General features: G+C 71.7%; 22 protein-coding genes. 9 read left to right on the top strand and 13 right to left on the bottom strand.

Going from position 1 to position 22,444, the window contains the following annotated elements:
• Positions 1–4: 4 nt before the first annotated feature.
• Positions 5–1,282 (bottom strand): beta-ketoacyl-[acyl-carrier-protein] synthase family protein, encoded by a 1,278-nt coding sequence (locus ACF1B9_RS07145; protein ID WP_391739527.1) that lies wholly within the window; start codon positions 1,280–1,282, stop codon positions 5–7.
• Between the two features lie 197 nt (positions 1,283–1,479).
• On the opposite strand from ACF1B9_RS07145, the gene ACF1B9_RS07150 reads away from it, so the two are divergent.
• A complete protein-coding gene (locus tag ACF1B9_RS07150; RefSeq protein WP_391739528.1) occupies positions 1,480–2,772 on the top strand; it encodes a hypothetical protein in 1,293 nt (430 codons plus the stop codon).
• Between the two features lie 178 nt (positions 2,773–2,950).
• On the opposite strand, the gene ACF1B9_RS07155 is transcribed toward ACF1B9_RS07150, so the two are convergent.
• From ACF1B9_RS07155 to ACF1B9_RS07170, 4 genes are all read right to left on the bottom strand, one after another.
• On the bottom strand, positions 2,951–3,883 hold the full coding sequence (locus ACF1B9_RS07155; protein ID WP_391739529.1) for a carbohydrate kinase: 933 nt from the start codon (positions 3,881–3,883) through the stop codon (positions 2,951–2,953).
• Between the two features lie 399 nt (positions 3,884–4,282).
• The gene (locus ACF1B9_RS07160) at positions 4,283–4,546 is read right to left on the bottom strand and encodes a type B 50S ribosomal protein L31 (RefSeq protein WP_266744486.1); all 264 of its coding nucleotides are present in this window, start codon (positions 4,544–4,546) and stop codon (positions 4,283–4,285) included.
• A 152-nt stretch (positions 4,547–4,698) separates the two neighbouring features.
• Positions 4,699–5,586, bottom strand: a complete 888-nt coding sequence (locus ACF1B9_RS07165) for an ABC transporter substrate-binding protein (protein WP_391739530.1) — start codon at positions 5,584–5,586, stop codon at positions 4,699–4,701.
• Positions 5,587–5,800: 214 nt separating this feature from the next.
• Positions 5,801–6,427 (bottom strand): GNAT family N-acetyltransferase, encoded by a 627-nt coding sequence (locus ACF1B9_RS07170; protein WP_391739531.1) that lies wholly within the window; start codon positions 6,425–6,427, stop codon positions 5,801–5,803.
• A gap of 154 nt (positions 6,428–6,581) precedes the next feature.
• Between ACF1B9_RS07170 and ACF1B9_RS07175 the strand changes: the two genes are divergently transcribed.
• Complete coding sequence (locus ACF1B9_RS07175) at positions 6,582–6,938, top strand: YciI family protein (RefSeq protein WP_391739532.1); 357 nt, start codon at positions 6,582–6,584, stop codon at positions 6,936–6,938.
• A gap of 213 nt (positions 6,939–7,151) precedes the next feature.
• On the opposite strand, the gene ACF1B9_RS07180 is transcribed toward ACF1B9_RS07175, so the two are convergent.
• A complete protein-coding gene (locus ACF1B9_RS07180) occupies positions 7,152–8,027 on the bottom strand; it encodes a LysR family transcriptional regulator (RefSeq protein WP_391739533.1) in 876 nt (291 codons plus the stop codon).
• Positions 8,028–8,107: 80 nt separating this feature from the next.
• Here ACF1B9_RS07180 and ACF1B9_RS07185 point away from each other — a divergent pair, with 80 nt between their 5' ends.
• Complete coding sequence (locus ACF1B9_RS07185; RefSeq protein ID WP_391739534.1) at positions 8,108–9,373, top strand: MFS transporter; 1,266 nt, start codon at positions 8,108–8,110, stop codon at positions 9,371–9,373.
• On the opposite strand, the gene ACF1B9_RS07190 is transcribed toward ACF1B9_RS07185, so the two are convergent.
• Positions 9,363–9,680 carry a cupin gene (locus ACF1B9_RS07190; RefSeq protein WP_391739535.1) on the bottom strand — a complete coding sequence of 106 codons (318 nt, stop codon included), beginning with the start codon at positions 9,678–9,680 and terminating at the stop codon, positions 9,363–9,365. The two genes, ACF1B9_RS07185 and ACF1B9_RS07190, sit on opposite strands and share 11 nt — an antisense overlap.
• 370 nt (positions 9,681–10,050) lie before the next feature.
• The gene (locus tag ACF1B9_RS07195) at positions 10,051–10,533 is read right to left on the bottom strand and encodes a GNAT family N-acetyltransferase (protein ID WP_391739536.1); all 483 of its coding nucleotides are present in this window, start codon (positions 10,531–10,533) and stop codon (positions 10,051–10,053) included.
• Between the two features lie 228 nt (positions 10,534–10,761).
• On the opposite strand from ACF1B9_RS07195, the gene pgm reads away from it, so the two are divergent.
• Complete coding sequence (pgm, locus tag ACF1B9_RS07200) at positions 10,762–12,402, top strand: phosphoglucomutase (alpha-D-glucose-1,6-bisphosphate-dependent) (RefSeq protein ID WP_391739754.1); 1,641 nt, start codon at positions 10,762–10,764, stop codon at positions 12,400–12,402.
• Positions 12,403–12,480: 78 nt separating this feature from the next.
• Here pgm and ACF1B9_RS07205 read toward each other — a convergent pair whose 3' ends face one another.
• Positions 12,481–14,166: a PHP domain-containing protein gene (locus ACF1B9_RS07205; RefSeq protein WP_391739537.1), complete on the bottom strand. Its 1,686-nt coding sequence runs from the start codon at positions 14,164–14,166 to the stop codon at positions 12,481–12,483.
• A gap of 139 nt (positions 14,167–14,305) precedes the next feature.
• Here ACF1B9_RS07205 and ACF1B9_RS07210 point away from each other — a divergent pair, with 139 nt between their 5' ends.
• Positions 14,306–14,878, top strand: coding sequence for a DUF4158 domain-containing protein (locus ACF1B9_RS07210; protein ID WP_391739538.1), 573 nt, complete (start codon positions 14,306–14,308; stop codon positions 14,876–14,878).
• Between the two features lie 31 nt (positions 14,879–14,909).
• Positions 14,910–15,110, top strand: coding sequence for a hypothetical protein (locus ACF1B9_RS07215; protein WP_391795894.1), 201 nt, complete (start codon positions 14,910–14,912; stop codon positions 15,108–15,110).
• A gap of 5 nt (positions 15,111–15,115) precedes the next feature.
• On the opposite strand, the gene ACF1B9_RS07220 is transcribed toward ACF1B9_RS07215, so the two are convergent.
• Together ACF1B9_RS07220 and ACF1B9_RS07225 are read right to left on the bottom strand one after the other, a co-directional pair.
• On the bottom strand, positions 15,116–15,907 hold the full coding sequence (locus tag ACF1B9_RS07220; protein ID WP_391739540.1) for an ABC transporter permease: 792 nt from the start codon (positions 15,905–15,907) through the stop codon (positions 15,116–15,118).
• Positions 15,904–16,866, bottom strand: a complete 963-nt coding sequence (locus ACF1B9_RS07225; RefSeq protein WP_391739541.1) for an ATP-binding cassette domain-containing protein — start codon at positions 16,864–16,866, stop codon at positions 15,904–15,906. Before ACF1B9_RS07225 ends, ACF1B9_RS07220 begins: the two co-directional genes overlap by 4 nt.
• A 211-nt stretch (positions 16,867–17,077) precedes the next feature.
• Here ACF1B9_RS07225 and ACF1B9_RS07230 point away from each other — a divergent pair, with 211 nt between their 5' ends.
• The 3 genes from ACF1B9_RS07230 (at position 17,078) to ACF1B9_RS07240 (ending at position 20,699) form a co-directional block, all read left to right on the top strand.
• Complete coding sequence (locus ACF1B9_RS07230; protein ID WP_391739542.1) at positions 17,078–17,812, top strand: helix-turn-helix domain-containing protein; 735 nt, start codon at positions 17,078–17,080, stop codon at positions 17,810–17,812.
• Between the two features lie 504 nt (positions 17,813–18,316).
• Positions 18,317–18,928, top strand: coding sequence for a TetR/AcrR family transcriptional regulator (locus tag ACF1B9_RS07235; RefSeq protein ID WP_391739543.1), 612 nt, complete (start codon positions 18,317–18,319; stop codon positions 18,926–18,928).
• A 67-nt stretch (positions 18,929–18,995) separates the two neighbouring features.
• On the top strand, positions 18,996–20,699 hold the full coding sequence (locus ACF1B9_RS07240) for an acyl-CoA dehydrogenase family protein (RefSeq protein WP_391739544.1): 1,704 nt from the start codon (positions 18,996–18,998) through the stop codon (positions 20,697–20,699).
• A gap of 103 nt (positions 20,700–20,802) precedes the next feature.
• On the opposite strand, the gene ACF1B9_RS07245 is transcribed toward ACF1B9_RS07240, so the two are convergent.
• Both ACF1B9_RS07245 and ACF1B9_RS07250 read right to left on the bottom strand, forming a co-directional pair.
• On the bottom strand, positions 20,803–21,924 hold the full coding sequence (locus ACF1B9_RS07245; RefSeq protein WP_391739545.1) for an XdhC family protein: 1,122 nt from the start codon (positions 21,922–21,924) through the stop codon (positions 20,803–20,805).
• Between the two features lie 136 nt (positions 21,925–22,060).
• Entirely contained in the window at positions 22,061–22,360 is a 300-nt protein-coding gene (locus ACF1B9_RS07250; protein ID WP_351080250.1) for a DUF1876 domain-containing protein, read from the bottom strand.
• Positions 22,361–22,444: the final 84 nt, after the last annotated feature.

Here is a 22,444-nt window from a genome sequence, read left to right on the forward strand (position 1 = left end):
ACGATCAGTCGGCGGCGAGGACACCGGGGGCCGTCCGCGACCGGCCGTCCGCTTCGGCCCGCTGGAAGGCGAGCACGACGTTGTGTCCGCCGAAGCCGAAGGAGTGGCTGAGTGCCCGCTCGACGTCCTGTGTGCGGGGCTCCTTGACCACGCAGTCGAGGTCGAACCCGTCCGGCAACGAGTCCAGATTGGCGATCGGCGGGACGAGACCGCGCTCCAGGGTCAGTACGGTGGCCACCGCTTCGATCGCCCCGGCCGCGGCGAGGGTGTGCCCGAGCACGCCCTTCGGGGCGGTCACCGAGGGGCGGTGGGGGAAGAGTCCCGAGATGAGCGCGGTCTCCATCGCGTCGTTCAGCGCGGTCGACGTGCCGTGCGCATTGATGTGGTCGACGTCGTGGGCCGCCCAGCCCGCCTCGCGCAGAGCCGCGCCCACGGCCCTGCGCGCGCCCGCTCCGTCCGGATGCGGGGCCGTGGGGTGGTGGGCATCGGTGGCTGACCCCGTACCGGTCAGCAGGGCGCGCGGCCGTACGCCGCGGGCGTGCGCGTCAGGCGTCCGCTCCAGCACGAGGACGGCGGCGCCCTCGCCGATCACGAATCCGTCCCGGTCCGCGGCGAACGGCCGCGACGCCCCCGTAGGATCGCCGGTCCGCAGGGAGAGCGCGCCCATTGCCGCGAACGCGCTCACCACCAGCGGAGTCAGTACGGACTCGGCGCCGCCCGCCACCACCACATCGCACCGTCCGCTCGTCAGCAGGTCACGGGCCACGGCGATCGCGGTCGCCCCGGACGCGCACGCCGCGGCCGGTGCCAGGCTCGGGCCGTGGGCCCGCAGCGCGATGGCGACCTCACCGGCGGCGGCGTTGGGCATCATCATCGGGACCAGGAGCGGCGACACCGCCTCCGGCCCGGCATCGTCCAGCTTGCGCAGACTGTCGGCGAGCACGGACACCCCACCGACGCCGACGCCCAGCACCACCCCCACCCGGTCGCCGTCCCAGCGCTCCGGTGACAGTCCCGCGTCCGCCACGGCCTGCCGGGCGGCGAGCAGCGCCATCTTCACGAACCTCGCCATCCGCCACACCGAGCGCCCGCCGACGGCCTCGTCCAGGTCGATCCCGTCCACGGGACAGGCGAAGTCGACAGGCAGCCCGGCCAGTTCCTCGCAGCCGCGGGCCATGGAAACGCCCTCGCACAGTCCCGCCCAGAAGGTGTGCTCGTCCGCGCCCGCGGGGCTCACCACCCCCACGCCCGTCACCGCGACACCCACATCGGTCCGCCCCATGTTCCGCCCCCTGCTCGTAATCGATCACGTCTACCGGTTGTCGAACGGCAGTAGCCCCGGTGAGGATGCGCTCATTGAGCCGAACGGGTCACCGCCGGGCCGAATGGTCCGGGTCCCGCCGCGCGTCCGGTGACCGTGTTCCCCCGTCCGCAGCAGTCCGCCGCGCTGTGCGCACCGGCAGGGCATCCCCTGGGGACATGGAAGCGGACGGCGATCGGCCGGAGTCCCCGGAGGCAGGCACGGAACTGGCGGCGCTGCGCGCCAGGGTGGCGGCGCTGGAGGCCCGTCCCCCGGAGCGGCACCGGCTGCGGGCCCGTTCGTTCCTCGCGGCGCTGCTCATCGTCGTCGCGGCCGTCCTCACGCCGCTGAGCATCGTGTCCACCTGGGCGAAGAATCAGCTCGGCGACACCGACAACTACGTGGCGATGATGGCGCCGCTCGCATCCGACCTGGATGTGCAGACCGCGGTGACCGACCGCGTCACCGACGCCGTCATGAAACACCTCGACGTGAAGGCGCTGCTGGCCGACGTCGCCCCCGCGGACCGGCCCGTGGTCGACAAGGCGCTCGGGCGGCTGAGCGGCCCCCTCACCACAGGGGTCTCGGAGTTCGTCCACACAACCGCCGAAAGGTTCGTCGCCAGCGACGCGTTCGAGACGATCTGGACCGACCTCAACCGGACCGCCCGGTCCGCGACGCTGAAGGCTCTGACCGGGAGCGCCGGCGGTGCGGTGAAGCTCGGCAGCAACACCGTCACCATCGACCTGGCGCCCGTGATCGACCGGTTGAAACACAACCTCGTCGACCGGGGGCTGGCGATCGCCGCGAAGATCCCCGAGATCCACACCGACTTCACGGTGCTGACCTCCGAATCCGTCGGCAGGGCCAAGAAGTGGTTCCGGGCTCTGCAGATCATCGGCTTCTGGCTGCCGTTGGTCACTCTGGCGTGTGCCGCGGGCGGGGTGCTCCTCGCGGTGCGCCGCCGCCGCGCGCTGGTCACGACGGCGCTGGCGGTCGCCGCGGGTGCCGCGGTGCTCGGGCTGGTCGTGTGGGTGGGCCGGGCCTTCTATCTGGACAGTCTTCCGCCCGAGGTATCACACCCGGCAGCCGGTTCCGTCTTCGACGCCCTGGCCGGCCCCGTACGCACCCTGGTCCGGCTGGTGATCACACTCGGCATCGTGGTGGCTCTCGCGGCATGGCTCATCGGCGACGGCCGCGCCGCCACCCGTGTCAAGGCCATGTGGGGCGACGGCATCGGTGCCGTGCGCGACGCGGCCGGGTTCACCGGCGGCCCGGTCGGCAGGTGGGTGCACCGGACCAGGGCCTGGCTGAATTGGACGGTGGTCGTGGTGGCCGCGGCGGTCCTGGTGGCGTGGGACCGGCCGACGGGCCTGGTCACTGTGTGGATCGCGCTGTGCGCGCTGTTCGCGCTCGCCGTCGTCGAGTTCCTCGACGACGACAGCGGGCCCCGGCCCGTCGCGCCCGGGTGAGCAACGGCTCCTCGGGGCGAGGCCGGCGATCCGTGCACCGTACGGGCCGGGTGTCCCCGGCCGAGCACCGGCCGGACCGACGCCGGGGCTCCGCGCCGCCCGGTCCCGGTCCGCCAGGACCCGCGCCGACGGCTGGACGGTGCCGCGGTCCGGCGAGAGGGCGGCGGCACCGTCGTGGTCAGCCCCGGGCGAGCGCCGCCTTCAGCTCCGTCTCGTCCGGCGGGTTGGCGCCGGACCGTGCCACGGTGACGGCGGCGCAGGCCGCGGCGTGACGCAGGACATCGCTCACCGTGGCCCGGTCCACCGAGCGCAGCCGTTCCCGGCCGTCCGGGCCGAGCAGCCCGTGCGAGGCGAGGGCGTGCAAGGTACCCGACATGAAGGCGTCGCCCGCCCCCACGGTGTCGACGACGACGGTGGCCAGCGCCTCGACCGCCACCTGCCCGCCGGGAACGACGGCCAGCGCGCCATCGCCTCCCCGGGTGACCAGGACGACGGCCGGGCCGGCGGCGAGCCACCGCTCGGCGACCCGTTCCGGCTCCTGACCGGGATACAGCCACTCCAGGTCCTCGTCGCTGGCCTTGACCACATCGCTGAGTGCTACGCACCGCTCGACCTTGCGGACGGCCGCGTCGTGGTCCCCCATCAGTTCGGGCCGGACATTGGGGTCGTAGCTGACGGTCGCGGACGTCCGCAGCGATTCGACGGCGGTGAGGACGGTGGCCGCTCCGGGCTCCCTCACCGTCGCGATGGACCCGGTGTGGACGTGGTGGGGCGTCCGGTCCAGGGAGACCGGGGCGAGCGTCCAGGTGATCTCGAAGGTGTACGCCGCCCGGCCGGCCCGGTCCAGGATCACGGCGGCGGACGGGGTGGGAGCCGTGGCGCCGTCCGTGCGGACCTCGACCCCGGCGCCGGCCAGGTGGTCCCTGATCAGCCGGCCGTTGTCGTCCGGGCCGAGCTGGGTGAGCAGGGTGGCACCGTGCCCGAGCCTGGCCACGCCGTACGCCACATTGGCCGGGCTGCCGCCCGGGTGGACCTGATCGGGCGCGCCCGGCAGCCGGACGATGTCGGCGACGCATTCACCGATGACCAGCAGGTCGAGTCTGTCGAGCATGAGGGTGAGGTCTCCTGGAGTGCGGCGACGAAGGAGGCCTGGTGGGCGGTGCGGCCTCCGAACACATTGAGCCCGATCCTGCCTCATGCACAGTGCGTGTCGGTCGCGCGGACGGCCGGCGGTCGACGAGCGTCCCGGTGCGGCCGCCCGTGGCCCGGATCCGCAGCACGAGCGTCGGTCCGCGACGGCTGCGGTCGATTCCAGGTGGCCGTCACGAGGAGTCGGCCAAGACTGTCAGAAGATGTGACGGACAAAGTCCCCCACCCCTCCGGGAGGGGCGGGGGGGCTCGGTTCGTGGCGCGGGCCTGCCGGGGCGCGCGGACGGGCGTGCTCGGGTGCGTACGCGGGCACTGCTCGGACAAGGGGCTCTCGTCAAGGCAGCGCGGATGCGTACATGGGTCAGGAGGCGTCCTTACGTCCCTCCTCGCCGTACCGGCGCTCGAACTTGGCAACCTGTCCCTCGGAGTCGACCACCCGGGCCTTACCGGTGAAGAAGGGATGGCTCTCCGCGGAAATCTCCACGTCGATGACGGGGTAGCTGTTGCCGTCGTCCCAGTCGATCGTCTGCTCACTCGATGCCGTGGACCGGGTCAAAAAGGCGTAACCCGCCGAACGGTCCCGGAAGACGACGGGGCGATAGGGCGGGTGTTTGTCCTGCTGCATGCCTGCTCCTGGGGACGTGCGATATCGGCTCGGGGCACTCCTGGCCAGCCTCGCGAACCAGAGCGGCCCGCGCGATCGGAAGCGTCCGTACGGGGCATCGGCACACGCGCGCTGTGCGGCGGGCGGGGCGGCCCACTGCGCGGCCGAGCACGTCATCGCCGATGGGCGGCGGCCTCCAGCGCGTCGGCCACGAGCGTCAGGAACCGCGCGTGGGCCTGCGGGCTGCAGACCGGCTCCGGGTTCCAGGGCAGCACATGGGCTCCCTGCTCGACCGCCGACCACCCATCGCCAGTCCGGAGTTCGTCGAGAGGGGTGGCGTTGGACCGGATGTCGGCGAGCACGATGGCCGGGCGCAGAGTCGCGGCCTCCGCCCAGCCGACCGTCGACCAGTTCGCGCCGGGCCCCTCGGCCGGTTCCACCAGGTCGACGCCGAGCTCGGACAGCGCACGCAGCTCCGGCCACATGCGAGGGCGGGCCAGGTGCGCCTGATCCCGACCGGCCGGGGAGAGAGCGAGCACCCGGGGCCCGTCCGGTCCGGCGGCGACGGTGCGCAGCCTGTCCCGGGCGGCGTCCAGGTCCCGTGCCGCCGACGCGGGCTCCTCGGCGCCGAGCGACCGGGCCAGCCGTGCGAAGCGTTCACCGATCTCCGCGAGCGTGCGCGCCTGCCCCACGTCGACGACGACGACCGGGACGTGTTCCTCCAGATGCTTGGCGGTCTCCGGGGCGAGCCCGTAGACATGGCCACCGCCGTAGCTGACGGCCACGACGAGGTCCGGCTCGACGCCCAGCAGGGTGTCCACGTCCAGGGCGCTGCCCGCGCCCAGATAGCGCACCTCGGTCAACGGCAGTGATCCGGCCTTCGCCGTGTCCGGTACGGCGTGGTCGTCATGATCGGAGCCGAATATCGCGCCCGGGCATATGCCCTGGTCCCACAGGGAGGCCCCGGCCTGGATGTAGGCGAGCACCCGCGCCGGGCGCCGCTCTGCGGTCGACAACTGCCCACGATCGTCGGAGAACTGCCACACGGTCTGCTCCCTCACGTCACACGCGCCTCGGCACCGGCCGGTTCGTCCCTTTTCCCGGGTCGTACACCGGTACCTGCCCAGCGAACACCCGCGACACCCTCTTCGCGGCGGTCCGGCGCGGATGACGCGAAGACACCCGCGCATGTCCGGGACCGGCACCCCGTCGGTATGGATGGAGCGCACCGTGCGAGTGTGCGCGGGACACCACCCCGCCGGTCCCGGCGGGCGGCTACAGGTCCGGTTCGGTGCCGCGTCCCAGATAGGTGAGGGGGCCGGGGTCGGGTACCCGGATCTCGCCGAAGCCGAGCCGGTCGTAGAACGCCCTGGCCGGGGTGTTGGCGGTGAGCATGGACAGATGCACCGCCTCGACCCCTTTGCCCCGCAGTGCGGCCAGGAACGTGCGCATCAGCACTCTGCCGTACCCCTTCCGCTGCCAGGCGGGCAGCAGATCGATGTGCAAGTGCGCGGGGTGGCGGGCGAGTTCGGGGAGGATCATCCGTTCCGGCGCGTGCAGAAGAGCGGCCATCTCCTCGCCGGGGGTGCGCGGAGTACCGTCCGGTGCCGGGAAGCGGTCCCGCACGAGGGGCAGCCACCGCTTGCGGAACTCGCGCGCGAACCGAGGTGTGTCGGCGGTGCCCAGGATGTATCCGACCGCCCGGCCCGTACCGTCGTCGATCACGAAGGCCAGGTCGGGTTCGAGGTACGCGTACGGGGCGGCGAAGATCGACGGGACCAGCTCCGGGTCCGGGTACAGATGCCGGGAGTCGCCACCGTTGTCGGCCGTGCGGACGCAGATGTCCGCGAGGGCCGCACGGTCGTCGGGGTGGTAGGCCCGTGAGCGGGCGGGCTCGTTCATCGGCTCATCCTGCCGGGCTTGGGAGCGCTCCCACAAGGCTCGCGCGGAAAATCCTCGAACAGGACCGTGTTCCGTGTCGATCCGAGCGGCGACCTTTCGTACACAGGTTGGGACACCGGCACGGCGCCGGCGTCGTGTCCGAGGAGGAAACATCATGAAGCACTACCTGCTCAGCGTGGTCACACCCGCCGAGGGCGAGCCGCCCTCCTCCGAGGCGCTGCAAGGGATCATGCGGAACGTGGACGGCTTCCACCAGGAGCTGCGGCAGGCCGGGGCCTGGGTGTTCGCCGGCGGGCTGAGTTCCCCGGCCACGGCCACGGTCGTGCGGGCGACGGACGGCGACACGCTGCTCACCGACGGCCCGTACATCGAGGGGAAGGAGTACCTCGGCGGGCTGTGCATCGTCAAGGCGCCCGATCTGGACGCCGCCCTCGCATGGGGCCGCAAGGCCGCGCAGGCGATCACACTGCCCATCGAGGTCCGGCCGTTCGAGGGGGAAGCGGAGGGCTGAGAGTTGTCGTTCGGATCGGACCGGTTCAGGATCGGGCCGGACCGGCGAGCACGGTGCCGTGGACCGCAAGGCAAAGGAGGGCGCCGGACCGGGCCTCCCCTGCTCGAACGGAGCCGAGAGCTCGGACAGGACGCCATCACCACCGACGACAACGCGGCCGGGCGCGGCACCGGTCCACGCGGGCCCGGCCTGATCCGAACGAGAGGCACGGGATCAGCCGGCGTCCACTCCCAGCCCGGTCAGGAACGCCGCGGCGGCCGGGGTGGGCCGGAAGCGGCTCCAGACCAGCCGCTCCGTGCGTGCGGGCGCGTCACGGACGGACAGCACCTGTACGCCGGTCAGTTCCGCCGCGAAAGCGGAAGGCAGCATGGCGATCCCGAGCCCGCTGCGGACGAGCCGGACGATGAAGTCGGTGCCGCTGACCTCGAACGCCACCTCGCGGGTGAGGCCCATCGCCGCGAACGCCTCCTCCGACTGCGCGCGGGCCGCGGTGCCGTCGGGGTAGTCGACGAACATCTCCTTCGCCAGCCGCTCCAGGCCCACTTCCGACTTCCCGGCCAGGGGGTGGGCGGGGGCGACCACGGCGACAAGTTCGCCGGTGGCGAGTTCGTGATCGCTCACGCCCTTCGGCCGGTAGCGCGGCAACACACCCAGGAACGCCACGTCGAGCACACCGTCCCGCACGTCCTGGACCAAGTCCTTGCTCGCCCCGTCCCGAAGGACGATGTGCACCTTCGGATAACGGAGATGGAACGCCCGCAGCGCCGCCGGGACATCGACCGAGGCAATGGTCGGGATGGATCCGACCGCGAGGCGGCCGCGGACCTCCCCCGCCGTGGCGGCGACCTCGGCACGGGCCCGTTCCGCCGCGTCGAGCGCCTGCCTGGCCTCCGGCAGAAACGCCTCGCCCGCCACGGTGAGCCGCACCTGACGGCTCGTGCGGTCGAAGAGCCGGGCCCCCAGCTCCTTCTCCAGCCGGGCGATCTGATGACTCAACGCGGACTGGACGACGAGGCACCGCTTCGCCGCGCGTGTGAAGCTGCCCAGTTCGGCCACCGCGACGACGTACCGCATCTGCTGGAGTTCCATCCATCCATCGTGAACCACGATCGATGAGATGAAAAACATGTGTTGGACTCATGGATGGTGGATCCCCGAGGCTGAGGGACATGGCTCATTCCACCCACGGGACCCGCAGCACGGCCGTCCCCCGCGTTCTCCCCGATCCGCCCGTCGCCGGCCGCGGCCTGGTCCTGCTGATGGCCGTCGCCGCCGGTCTCTCGGTCGCCGGGAACTACTTCGCGCAGCCGCTGCTCGACATCATCGAGCTGAACCTCCACATCGGCGTCACCGCGGCGGGGCTGATCGTGACCGCCGCCCAGGCGGGGTACGCGCTGGGCCTGATCCTGCTCGTTCCCCTCGGGGACATCGTGGACCGCCGACGGCTCGCCGTCGTCCTGTTCGCGCTCACCGCCCTCTTCCTCCTGCTGACGGCCGCGGCGCCGTCAGGGCCCCTGCTGATCGCCGCGACCCTGCTCACCGCGCTGACCTCCGTCGGGGCCCAGGTCGTGGTGCCGTTCGCGGCGGCCCTCGCGGCGCCGGCCGAACGCGGCAGGACCGTCGGCGTCGTCATGTCCGGTGTCCTGCTCGGCGGGCTGTTCGGACGGCTGGCCTCCGGTGCGCTGTCCGAGCTCGGCGGCTGGCGGACCGTCTACGGGGTGAACGCACTGTTCGTGGCCGTCATGGCGATTCTTCTGCACAACCGGCTCCCCCGGCTGCCACGGCCGCACGACGCGGCCCCGATGCCGTACACCGGACTCCTGCGCTCCACACTGGCCCTGCTGCGGCAGGAACCTCTGCTGCGCTGGCGGGCGTCCATCGGCGCGCTCTCCATGGCCTCGTACAGCGTGCAGCTGACGGCGCTGACGTTTCTGCTGACCCGGCCCCCCTTCCGCTGGAACGCGGCCGCGATCGGACTCTTCGGGCTGGTGGGCGTCATCGGGCTGGTGGGCATGAACTTCGCGGCCCGGTTGAGCGACCGCGGCCGGGTACAGGCCGTGTCGGGAACGGCGGCCGCGCTCCTCACGCTCTCCTGGCTGCCCCTGCTGGCCGGCGAGTCCTCCCTGTTGTGGCTGGCGGCCGGGGTGATCTCGCTGAACATCGCCCAGCAGGCGGGGCTCAACAGCGCCCAGAACGTGATCTACGGGCTCCGCCCGGCGGCCCGCAACCGGATCAACTCCGCTTTCATGACGCTCTTCTTCATGGGCGGGGCGACCGGAGCCGCACTCGCCTCGGTGGTCTGGTCGCATGCGGGCTGGGACGGCATCTGCCTCCTGGGCGGCGCGCTGGCGGCCGGAAGCCTCGTCCTGTGGGTACTGGAACGCATCCAGATGGCCTCCCTCGCGCGTCGCGGGACCGGCGCCGTCATTCGTTGACGGTCGTCAGCAGCACCACGGCGTCCTCCAGCGCCAGCAGCCCGTGCCGTTCCTGCGGGATCGGGTGGAGTCCGCCGGTGCGCAGCTCCACGTCGCCCGAGGCCGCCGTGAGGCGCACCCTGCCGCGCAGCACCTGGAGGGAGGCCGCGGCGGGTGCGTTGTGCTCGTCCAGGGCGGAGCCCGAGGTGAGGGCGATGACGGTCTGGCGCAGGGGCTCCTCATGCAGCAGGCGGTGGGCGCTGCGGCCGTGCGGGGAGGTGCGGGCCGCGGCCAGATGCTCGTCGGCGAGGGCATTCAGATCGTCCATGTGCCCACTGTGCCGCAGCCCTCGTCCCCTCGCGATCCTGAGCGGGACCCACCGGCGTCGCCGACCGCCGGGGCCCGGGAAGAGCGCTGCGCTGCACCGGCATAACGGGGCCGGATGTCCCGGCGACGGCGTCGGTGCAGCCGGTCGGCGGAACGAGTGGCCGCAGGGCCGCCAGGCCCGGCGTGGACGCACACGCGTCCGTGCCCCGTGAGCGCCTGAGTGCCCGGGTCGGTGGCGGGCGGTGCAGGTCCGCGACGCACGGGCGGTCGCCCTTCGTCCTCGATCCGCTCGCCCCTGAGCCCGACCGGCCGGACGGTCCGCCCGGGTGACGCGGATGGCCCCGCGCGTTCGCCCCGGCGGGCGCGCAGGCTCAGCCGTTCGCGGTCCACCGGTATCTGACGTCCGGCTCGTTCTCCTCGTTGCGGCTGCCGTCGTCGAACGCGACCGCGGTGAACCCGTGGCGCTCGTAGAAGGCACGGGCGCCGGTGTTGCGTCGGAAGACATAGAGGGTGAGCTCGTCGGGGGCAGTCTCGCGCACCTTGGCCAGGAGCAGTGAACCGATGCCCCGCCGCCGTGCGTCGGGCCGCAGATACAGGTGCTCCAGCTCGGTTCCGTCGAGGGAGGCGAACCCCAGTGCGTCGCCGGCCCCGGTCTCGGCGACCCACACCGTTGTCCCGGGCAGGACGACATGGGTCATCCAGGCGAGCGTGTCCGCGTCGCTGTGCACCTTCGGCAGGTACGGCATGGCCGCGGCGCGGGAGGCCAGGAAGAGCCCGGTGAGCGGCTCCGCGTCCTCGGCGGCGGCCTCGCGCAATACGATGCGGTCGGCCGGTGCGGACTCGTTCGGTGCCATTGCGTCTCTTCCCGTGCGGGCGGAACCCGCCACTTGTCGCGGTCGGCGGTGAGCTGTTCGTCGTCGTGGACGAACATATGCCGGTGCCCGTCGGTGTCTCCACCGAATTGGCGCCGCTCCTGCGGGCCCGTCCGTGTCCGCGGCGGGGCAGTCGCCGGCCGGCGCGGGCCACCCGCGAAAATGACGCAGGGGAAGATCGCAGCGACCGACGACACCGAGGAGTGGCAGATGCCGCACGAACGAGCTGGACAGCCGGCCCGGCCGGAGGATCTCACCGATGTGGCCCGGCTGGTGACGGCCTATTACACGCTGCACCCGGATCCGGCCGAACCGGGCCAGCGGGTGGCGTTCGGCACCTCCGGCCATCGTGGCTCGTCCACGACCACCGCGTTCAACGAGGACCACATCGCCGCCGCCAGTCAGGCCATCAGCGAGTACCGGGCGCGACAGGGCACGGACGGGCCGCTCTTCCTGGGCGCCGACACCCACGCGCTGTCCGAACCGGCCCGGATCACCGCCATCGAGGTATTCGCCGCCAATGACGTGACCGTGCTCGTCGACCCGGCCGACGGCTACACCCCCACTCCGGCGGTGTCGCACGCGATCCTCACCCACAACCGGGGCCGGACCGCGCACCTCGCCGACGGTGTGGTGGTCACCCCGTCCCACAACCCGCCCGGCGACGGCGGGTTCAAGTACAACCCGCCGAACGGGGGCCCGGCCGGGTCCGAGGCCACCGGCTGGATCCAGGAGCGGGCCAACGAGATCATCGCGGACGGCATGAAGGACGTGCGCCGACTGCCCTACGCCCGCGCGCGGGCAGCGTCGACCACCGGGACGTACGACTTCCTCGGCAGCTATGTGACGGACCTGCCGTCCGTGCTCGACCTGGACGCGATCCGTTCCGCCGGGGTGCGGATCGGCGCCGACCCGTTGGGCGGCGCGTCGGTCGCGTACTGGGGCCGCATCGCCGAGCAGCACCGCCTCGATCTGACCGTGGTCAATCCGCTGACCGACCCCACCTGGCGGTTCATGACGCTGGACTGGGACGGAAGGATCCGGATGGACTGCTCCTCGCCGTACGCGATGGCCTCGCTGATCGGGCAGCGCGAGCGCTATCGGATCGCGACCGGGAACGATGCCGACGCCGACCGGCACGGCATCGTCACCCCCGACGCCGGGCTGATGAACCCGAACCACTACCTCGCCGTCGCCATCGACTACCTGTACGCCCACCGCGAGCGGTGGCCGGCCGCCGCCGGCATCGGCAAGACACTGGTCTCCTCGGGCATGATCGACCGGGTCGCCGCCGGTCTCGGCCGTGAACTCGTCGAGGTGCCGGTCGGCTTCAAGTGGTTCGTGGACGGACTGCTCGACGGAGCGATCGGGTTCGGCGGCGAGGAATCGGCCGGGGCCTCGTTCCTGCGGCGTGACGGATCGGTGTGGACGACCGACAAGGACGGCATCATTCTTGCGCTGCTCGCCGCGGAGATCCTCGCGGTGACGGGCAAGTCCCCCTCGGAGCGTTATGCCACGCTCACCGCCCGGTTCGGCGAACCGGCGTACGCCCGGATCGACGCTCCCGCCGACCGCGAGCAGAAGGCGGTTCTCGCCCGGCTCTCCCCCGAACAGGTCACCGCCGACACCCTGGCCGGCGAGCCGGTCACGGCCGTGCTCACCAAGGCGCCCGGCAACGGCGCACCGATCGGCGGCATCAAGGTGACCACCGAGAACGCCTGGTTCGCCGCCCGCCCCTCGGGCACCGAGGACGTCTACAAGATCTACGCCGAGTCGTTCCTGGGCCCCGACCATCTCGGCCGGGTGCAGGAGGAGGCCAGGGCGGTGGTCTCCTCGGCCCTGGGCACCTGAGCGCGTCCGGAGCCGCCCCGGGCGGCTCCGGCGGCTCCGGACGGCTCCGGACGGCTCCGGACGGCTCCGGACGGGAGGTCAGCGCACGATGTCCACGAAGACCGGGTTGGTGTAGAACCAGGTGTCCAGCCACGGATCGCCCTTGCCGGGCTCGTGCGGGAGCGGTCCGTGCGGGTCGACCGCCGCGCCGAGGAACCCCTTTCCGTGCCGCCTGCCGTCGCTGCCGCGCAACCGCAGGTAGAACGGCTCGTCCGCACGGCCGACGGGGATCCGCAGGGTGTACGTGCCGCGGCGCCCCGAGACGTCGCTGGTGTGGGCGAGCCGGGTGTCCGGGGCGTGCCAGTCGTCGGGGTCGGCGGCCGGGCCGCGGACGGCGCCGCGGATGACGTCGACATGTTCGAGGCTCGGCAGCAGCCCGTGCGGATTGCGGCGGGAGGCGGCGGTCACCGTGACGGTGAGGGTGAGCTTCTCGCCACGGCCGGCGCGCAGCCGGCCTCCGAGGGTGGCGCTGTTGCCGTGCTCGCCTCGCACCTTGACGTCGATGCCGTCGATGAGATGACCGTGGTCGACCCAGACCCGGCCGGCCCGCAGTCCCTCCATCACGTCCCGGTAGCCGTACCGGGTGACGCCGACATGGGTGCGGCTGAACTGGCCCGGCCAGAAGTCGCCGCCGGGCTGCGGCTCGGTGGTGTCGTACGGGTCGGGGACGTGACCGGTGTCGTCGAAGCTCTGGCCGGGCGGCCAGGGGCCGTTGACCCAGGTGTCCTGGGCGACGCGGTGGACGTCCGAGTTGGAGGTGATGGTGAACAGCTTGCCCTCCGCCAGCATCGCGTCCCACAGGCCGCCGACGGTGGCGGTCGCCCAGTCGAAGCCGCCGTAGGTGACGTACGCCTCCCGGGGATAGCCGGGCCAGGAGTCGGCGGACGGTGAATTCGTGTATTCGCCGCGGATATTGGTGTCCGGATGCCAGCCCGGGATCGCCCCGGCCTGGGCGCCCGGAGCCCCCTCCATGCCGATCATGATCCCGGGGGCCGCGTCGCGCCAGGCACGCATCTCGTGCGGGGAATCGATGCCGAGCCGCATGGGGTGGTTGGCGAGGACGAGTACGTCGTCGACGTACCGGGTGCGGCGCTGTTCGGCCAGCCATTTGAGGGCTTTGACCGCGTGCGCCTCGTTGCGCGGGGTGTCGGGGTGTGCCGGGGCACCGGCGGTGTAGCCGAGCAGTTTGCCGTCGAAGGCCGCCTCGAACCGGGTGAGGAGCTCGACCTCGTGCCGTCCGGGCGGCGAGAAGACGGTGCAGTGCTCGGCACCGGGGATGTACCACTCCAGCCCCTGAAAGATCAGCATGCGCTTGTTGTCGGCGCGGGCCTTGAGGATCTCCTGGTGTTCCCGCGCGGCGCCGAACTCGGCGTGCCCGAAGTTGCTGTGCTCGGTGAAGACCATCCAGTCGAGACCGAACCGCTGCCCCGCCGAGGCCAGTTGGGAGAAGGTGTACTTGGCATCGTGGCTGTAGACGGAGTGGTTGTGGTGATCACCGACCAGATAGACCAGGTCGGGAGCCTGTCCGTGTGCGTGGTCCTGCCCGTTTCCTTGGGACCGGCTTCCCTTCTGGTCGGCCAGCGCGGGCAGCGGCAGCGACGCGGCGGCGAAGGCGGCGCCGAACAGCCCGGCACGGCGCATCAGCGCGCGCCGGCTGAGTCCCTGGGGGTCGAGTGACTGCGCGGGTACCCGGGGGTCGGCCCATTCGGGCACGGGGTGGGACATGACGCGACGTTCTCCTTTGTGCGGGGGCGGCTGCGGCCCGAGGCCCGGATCACAGGACCGCCGCCCGGAGGATTTCCTGATTCCGGAACCATCGGATGAACCGGGCCCGACGGGTAGGGGTCGCTCCAGCGGCGCGCCGGTGGGCACACTGCGGCGGACCGTCCCGGTGCGAGCGGGGGCGACCCGACTCGGCTTCAGCCTGTTGCTGAAGTTCTTCGAGATGGAAGGCCGGTTCCCTGATGTGCTGGAAGAGGTCCCGTCGGCCGCGGTGGAGTACGTTGCCGATCTGGTGAAGGTCCCGGCCATCCATTTCGCGAAGTACACGCTGGTCGGCCGGACTGCCGAGTACCACCGCAAACAGATTCGCGAGGCCCTGGGGTTCCGGCCGTCGACGGTCGCGGACGAGAAGGCGCTGGCCGAGTGGCCGGCCGTGGAGGTCTGTCCGGTCGAGTTGGTGGAGGACCGGCAGCACGAGGCCCTGCTGCTCAACGACGTGCGCAAGCTCGGACTGCCCGACGGGCTGTTCGCGGACTGCTCGGAGAAACTGGTGGCCGCCTGGCGGGCACGGGCGATCAAGATCGGTCGTCGACGACAAAGGCAAGGTCGAGCGCATCCCCTACGAGCTGTGCGTCCTGGTCGCCCTGCGAGACGCGGTCCGTCGCCGCGAGATCTACGTCGAGGGCGCCGCCCTCTGGCGAAACCCGGAGGATGACCTGCCCGGTGACTTCGAGGCCACCCGCGCCGTGCACTACGCCGCGATCCGCCAGCCGTTGAACCCGAGGGCGTTCATCGCAGACCTGAAGAAGCGCATGACCACGGGCCTGGACCGGTTCTCCGCCTCACTCGCGGACGGCTCGGCAGGCGGAGTGAAGGTCACCACCCGCAAGGGCGAGCCGTGGCTCAACGTTCCGAAGCTGGAGCCGCTGTCAAAAACCGACAACTAAGCCGCTCACTGCGTGGGCTCACGGTTGTAGAGCTTCTTGGCCCACAAGTAGCCGCCCAGGGCGATCAGGGCGCACCAGCCGATGCCGAGAATCGCGTTGTTGCCGATCGGGGTGCCCATCAGCAGCCCGCGCAGGGTCTCGATGAACGGGGTGAACGGCTGGTAGTCGGCGAACCATTGAAGCCCGGCGGGCATCGAGTCGGTGGGGACGAATCCGCTGCCCATCATCGGCAGGATCATCAGTGGCGTCAGCATGTTGCTCGCGGCTGCGACGCTCTTGGCCATGATGGCCAGCGCGACGGACAGCCAGGTGAGCGCGAAGATGATCAGCACGAGCACGCCGATCACGCCGAGCCATTCACCGAGGTCTGCGGTGGGCTCAAAGCCCACCAGCAGTGCGACGCCGGTGACGATGGCCATACTCAGCAGGGTCTGGGCCAGGCTGCCCAGCACGTGGCCGGTGAGCACCGAGACCCGGGCGATGGCCATGGTGCGGAACCGGGCGACGATGCCCTCGGTCATGTCGAGGGCCACCGAGATCGCGGTGCCCTGCGCCGCGGTGGCCGCGGTCATCAGGATGACGCCGGGGACGACGTAGTTCACGTAGGTATCCCGGCCGCCCGACGGCCCGCCGAGGCCGCTGCCGAGGATGCCTCCGAGGACGTAGACGAACAGCAGCAGGAAGACCACCGGGACCCCAGCGGCGGTGAGGGTGAGCGTCGGGTAGCGCAGCATGTGCCGCAACTGGCGGCGCAACATGGTCACCGAATCGGTGATGGCGTGGGTGGCGGTGCTCATCGGACGGGCTCCTGTTCCGCGACGGGGTTGCCTGTCAGCGCAAAGAAGACATCGTCGAGATCGGGGGTGTGGACCTGGAGTTCGTCCACGGTGAGTGAGGCGCGGTCGAGCCAGTCAAGGAGTGCGCGCAACGACCGGACGTCGCCCTGGCTGGCGACCTGCAGAGTGAGTGCCTCATCGTTGCGGGACACCACGTCCAGGGCCTGGGCCGCGTAGTCGTGGTCGCGTGCGTTGGCGAACCGCAGGGTGATGTGGCCGCTGCCGACCTGCCGCTTGAGCTCCTCTGCCGTGCCCTGGGCGACGATCTTTCCCCGGTGCAGCACCGCGATCCGGTCGGCGAGTTGGTCGGCCTCGTCGAGGTACTGGGTGGTGAGGAAGATCGTGACGCCTTCGTCGGTCACCAGACGGCGGATGATTTCCCACATGGTCCGCCTGCTGCGCGGGTCGAGGCCGGTGGTCGGCTCGTCGAGGAAGATGACCCGGGGGCGGCCGACGAGCGTCATCGCGAGGTCCAGGCGGCGGCGCATCCCGCCGGAGTACGTCACCGCGGGCTTGCGGGCCGCGTCCACCAGGTCGAATCGCGCCAGCAGGTCGGTGGCGCACTGCCGCCGTTCCCGGCGGGGGAGGTGGTGCAGGTCGGCCATCAGCAGCAGGTTCTCCTCGCCGGTGAGAAAGCCGTCAACCGCGGAGAACTGGCCGGTGACGCCTATCGCGGCACGGACCGCGTCCGGATCACGGACCACGTCGTGGCCGGCGACCCGGATCTCGCCGGCGTCAGCGCGGATGAGCGTGGACAGGATTTGCACCATGGTGGTCTTGCCTGCGCCGTTCGGGCCGAGTAGCGCGAAGACCGATCCTGCGGTGATGTCGAGGTCGATGCCGCTCAGCACCACGTGGTCGCCGTACGCCTTGCGTACCGCGGTCGTCGAGAGGGCGGGGGGACCGAGGTGGGTGGTCATGGGTTTCGCTTCCGTCGATGAGCTTTCAGCCAGCCTTCGTGGCTCAGTAATAGTTGCGTTGCATGCATTAATTCGTCAATCACATCCACATGAAGCAACGACATAAGCGCAGGTAAACAAGGTAAATCGTTGCATGGTGGATGCCAGGTAATGCAACGGAAGGGGCGTTGCATTAAGCTGGTTCGGACGTCGAACAGTGGAGGACGCCCCGATGCCCGGCGACCGACTCACGCTCCAGGACCGGCAGCAGATCGCCGCGGGGCTGCGCGAGGGGCTGACCTACGCCGCTATCGGCCGCCGCATCGGGCGGCCGACTTCGACCGTCACCCGCGAGGTGATGCGCAATGGCGGGCCGCGCGGCTACCACGCCGAGGCGGCGCACCAAGTGGGCGCAGGGCACGTGCGCCAGCGCAGGACCCCCGCGCCGGCGACCTCACCGGGAAGGACCGACCTCGGCGGGCGCGATCCGCGGATCGTGGACGAGGTGGGCGCGCAGAGCGTGGAGTTGATGATTCAGGCCGGGCTCCCGCAGATGATGGCCAAGGTGCTCGCCGCGCTGTTCACCACCGACAGCGGCAGCCTCACCTCTGCGGACCTCGTGCGACGCCTGCGGGTCAGTCCCGCCTCCGTCTCCAAGGCCATCGGCTACTTGGAGAACCAGGCACTCATCAAGCGCGAGCGCGACCCCCGCAGCCGCGCCGAGCGCTACGTCATCGAAGCCGACGCGGTGTTCACATCCGTCATGGCCAGCGCGCGCAACCAGACCCGGATCGCCGAAGCCTGCACGGCCGGAGCCCGGAAGCTTGGCGTCACCACCCCTGCGGGTGCCCGACTGGAGAACACGAGCCAGTTCCTCCGCCACGTCATCGACGACCTGGTCCGCTCGGCCGAGCACTGGCACAGGGTCTACTCCACCCGCCCTCGACAGACATCCGAAACCGACTGAGCGGGTCACGTTGGCCGCAGGTCTCGCCGCATCGCTTCCGTCACGAGGTCCACCGTCACGCTTGTGTGCCCTGTTAGCACCCCTCACCCGCCACCGTCATGCGAATGCAGCGTGAACACGACGAGCAGGCCGCCACGGCGACGAGTGCATGATCACCCGCTAATTTGCGGCTGATGTCTGAGCCAGGGCTCCGGGGCCTTGACCGGGTCTCCCGGATCGGGGCGGATTTCACCCCGACGCCGCTGACCGGTGGCGGAGACTGTTCATCGTCTCCCGGCTCGCCACCCACTGGGGCAACCGGTTCGGCCAGGACGACAAGGCCCTGTGGACCGAGCAGGAGATCCCGTCCACGGCAGACGGGTCCTCACCTCCTCACGCGTCACCCTCTGCGCTCGGCACCCCTTCCCATGGCCGTGGTGCGCACGGCCGGCGACGGGCCATTGCACCTGGAGGCCGACCGTGCTTGAGTGGCAGAGAAAGATATGAATCGAGGTTCAGAGCATCGTGGCCTACCGACCCACCGCCCGCACGGAGGCGACGCGGATCGCTCACCGTGAACGGTTGCTGGACGCCGCACGGCAACTGCTGGCCGAGGGCGGATACGCGGCGGCCAGCATCTCCGCGCTCGCCGACCGGGCCGGCGTCGCCACCGGCAGCGTCTACAACCACTTCGCCTCCAAGCAGGAGCTGCTCGCCGCGGTCTTCCGCCATGTCGCGGGGCACGAGCTCAGCGCGGTGCAGGAGGCCGTGCGGGCACGGAGCGGGGCCGCCGAGCAGCTGCGCGCCCTGGTCGAGGTCTTCTCGTACCGTGCGCTGCGTGCCCCGCGCACGGCCTGGGCGCTGCTGGCCGAACCCGTCGATCCACTTGTCGAGCAGGAGCGCCTGGCCTACCGGCGCGGCTATCACGCCCTCGCGGAATCGGCCGTCGCCGCCGGTGTCGCCGCGGGTGAACTGCCCGCGCAGAACGCGCGACTGTCGGCCGCCGCCGTGATCGGGGCGGTCGGCGAGGCGCTGCTCGGCCCGTTGTCGCCGGTCGGTGAGCGGGCCGACCCGGCGCCGTTCGTCGACGGCATCACCACGCTGTGCCTGAGGGCGGTCGGAGCCGGCGGCACCTGACCGCGAGCCGAACACAGCCGCCCCACTCCCCCGCCGTCCGACCGTCGACCCAGGACAGGAACCCGCGATGACCGTCACCACGCACCGGAGCGGCCTTCGGCCCGACTCCCCGGCGCCGCACCCCACCCATGAGGTCACCAACCAGGCACCGCCCCGGACCGGCCTCGACGAGTACGGCACCAATCTGCCGCTCGCACAGGCCGTCCGAACCTTCGGCGCGGCCTGGCACGAGCCGGAGCTCCACGACATCGGCACCCTCGTCGGTTCCGAGCGGTTCCAGGCCGATGCGGAGCTCGCCCACACCTCGCCGCCCGTCCTGCGCACCCACGACCGTTACGGCAACCGCGTCGACGAGATCGAGTTCCACCCCGCGTACCACGAGATCATCGGCGCGGCGGTGAGCCACGGCACGCACACCGCGGGCTGGGCCGACCCCAAGCCCGGGGCGGCGGTGGCGCGGGCGGCCTCGTTCATGCTGTTCGCCCAGATCGAACCCGGCCATGGCTGCCCGATGTCCATGTCGCATGCCGTGGTCCCGGTCCTGCAGCGCGACCCGGACGTCGGACGGGACTGGCTGCCGGGGCTGCTCAGCCGCTCGTACGACCCGCGGCCGATCGCCCCGGGCAGCAAGACCGGGCTGACGTTCGGCATGGGGATGACCGAGAAGCAGGGCGGCTCCGACGTCCGCGCCAACACCACCCGGGCGCTCCCGCTGGCCTCCGACCCCGAGGGCCGGGCCCACCTGCTGACCGGCCACAAGTGGTTCTTCTCGGCCCCGCAGTCGGACGCCTTCCTGGTCCTGGCCCAGGCCGAGGCCGGGCTCACCTGCTTCCTCGTGCCGCGTGTGCTGGCCGACGGCACCCGTAACACCATTCGTGTCCAGCGGCTGAAGAACAAGCTCGGCAACAAGTCGAACGCCTCGTCCGAAGTGGAGTTCGACGGCACGTGGGCCGTGCGGATCGGTGAGCCCGGACGCGGCGTCGCCACCATCATCGAGATGGTCAACCACACCCGGCTCGACTGTGTGCTCGGCACCACCGCGGGCATGCGCCAGTCGGTTTCCGAGGCCCTCTGGCACGCGCACCACCGCAGCGCCTTCGGAGCCCGGCTGGTCGACCAGCCGGCCATGACGGCGGTCCTCGCCGATCTGGCGCTGGAGACGGAGGCCGCGACCTGGACCGCCCTGCGCCTCGCGCACGCGTACGAGGCCGACAGCGGTGAGTCCGAGGCGATGTTCCGGCGGCTGGCCACCGCGGTGTCCAAGTACTGGATCTGCAAACGCGGTCCGCACCACGCCTACGAGGCGCTGGAGTGCCTGGGCGGCAACGGCTACACCGAGGACTGGCCGTTGGCCCGGCGCTATCGCGAACAGCCGGTGATGGCGGTGTGGGAGGGCTCCGGCAATGTCATCGCCCTCGATGTGCTGCGGGGCATCGCCAGGACCCCGCGGTCGCTGGACGCCTTCTGGGCCGAACTGGAGATCACGGCCGGCGCCCATGACGAACTGGACGCGCACATCCGGCGGGTGCGCCGTGACCTGGCCGGGGACCTCAGCGACCCGCTCGCAGCCCAGAGCCGCGCCCGGGCGACGGTCGAGGGCATGGCGCTGGCTCTGCAGTCCTCGCTGATGCTGCGTCACGCTCCCGCGGCCACGGCCGAGGCGTTCGTCGCCGCCCGGCTCGGCGAGGCGCGCGGCCACCAGTACGGCGTGCTGCCGCGCGGCACCGATGCCGGGGCGATCGTGGAGCGGCACTTCGGCGGGACCGGCTGAGGCCGTCAGGGGCCGGGGCGGCCGCGTCGCCGCCACGGCCCGTGACGGAGCGGTGTCGGCGCGCCGGGCGGACGGTGCGGTGGCACGGCGAGAGGCACACGGCTCACGCAGGCGCACGGGTGTCGGGCCGTGGCCGGTGGATCGCCCCGCTCGTGTCGGTGAGCGGGCGCCCGGTACCGCCCCAGCGCAGGGCGACGATCTCCGCCGCGATCGACACGGCCACCTCCTCCGGGGTACGCGCACCGAGGTCGAGCCCGATGGGCGAGCGCAGGCGCGCCAGTTCCGCCTCGCCGAGACCGGACTCGCGCAGCCGGACCAGCCGGTCCCGGTGGGTCCGGCGGCTGCCCATCACCCCGATGTACGCGGCCGGGGTGCGCAGGGCCACCTCCAGGAGCGGGACGTCGAACTTCGGGTCGTGGGTGAGTACGCACATCACGGTCCGTCCGTCGGTCTCCGCGTCGCGCACATACCGGTGCGGCCAGTCGACGACCACCTCCACGCCCGCCGGGAACCGGCGCGGGTCGGCGAAGGCGGGGCGAGCGTCGCAGACGGTCACGCGGTAGCCGAGGAACGCGCCGATCCGGGCCACCGCCGCGGCGAAGTCGATCGCGCCGAAGACCAGCATCCGGGGCGGTGGCGCGAAGGACTGGAGGAACACGGCGACGTCGTCCTCACGCCGTTCGCCGTCCGGGCCGTAGTGCCGCAGGCCGGTGGCTCCCCGGGCGAGTTCCCCTCGCGCGTCGGCGGTGACGGCGGCGTCGAGGCCGCTCGTGCCCAGTGACCCGGAGACGGTGTCCGGCCCGACGGCGAGGGCGGCGCCGCGCAGGCCGGGTCCGTCAGTGAGGGTGGCGACCACCACCGGGCGGTGCCCGGCGACCGATGCGGCGACCTCGCCGAAGGAGGTGTCGCACGTCGGCGTCACGGGACGTACGAGAAGTGTGATCGCGCCACCGCAGCTGAGCCCGACGGCGAAGGCGTCCGCATCGCTGTAGCCGAAGGTACGCAGCTGGGCCCGGCCGGTCTCCACGACCTCCTTGGCCAGTTCGAAGACCGCGCCCTCGACGCAGCCGCCGGAGACGCTGCCCACGACCTCGTCGTCCGGGCCGACGGCCATGGCGGCACCGGGGCCTCGCGGCACGCTCCGGCTGACGGCGACCACGGTGGCGAGCCCGAACGGCTTCCCGGCGGTGTACCAGCGGCTGAGCACCGGGAGGATCTCACGCATGGGCCGCCTCCCCTCGCACCGCTGCCCGCTCCGTGGCTCGCGGGCCGTGCCCGGCGGCGGGCGCGTCCGTGTACCGGGGCACCGCCCTCACGCCCGGCACTCTCGTCGAGATGCGGGTCCCATGCTTCGAGCCGGCTCAGGCCGTGGTGTCGGACCATGCGTACGGCGGTGCGACGGGGCCGCTCGCGGGCCCGGCTCCGACCGACTCCAGTTCCTGGTCCGCGGCCTTCATCAGCTGTGCGGCCACATCCTTCATGGCGCGGCTCGCCGCGAGTTCGTCGCCGATGGCGGGAACGTCCACGTCCTGCGGGTTGCAACGGGCGACCCCGTGTCCGACGAGCTTCTCGGAGCCGGTGTCCAGCACCGCCTCGGCCCTGGTCGTGCCGTCGTCCTCGGACAGACCGACACGGACCTTCCACTCCAGCTTGCGGGTCATCGAGCACCTCCTGCGACCGCGCCCGGACTCGGTGCGCCGCCACGACGCGGTCCTGCCATCAGGATCCACCCGGCCGGGCGCGTT

The sequence above is a fragment of the Streptomyces sp. NPDC014727 genome (assembly GCF_043083485.1).
GTDB lineage: Bacteria > Actinomycetota > Actinomycetes > Streptomycetales > Streptomycetaceae > Streptomyces.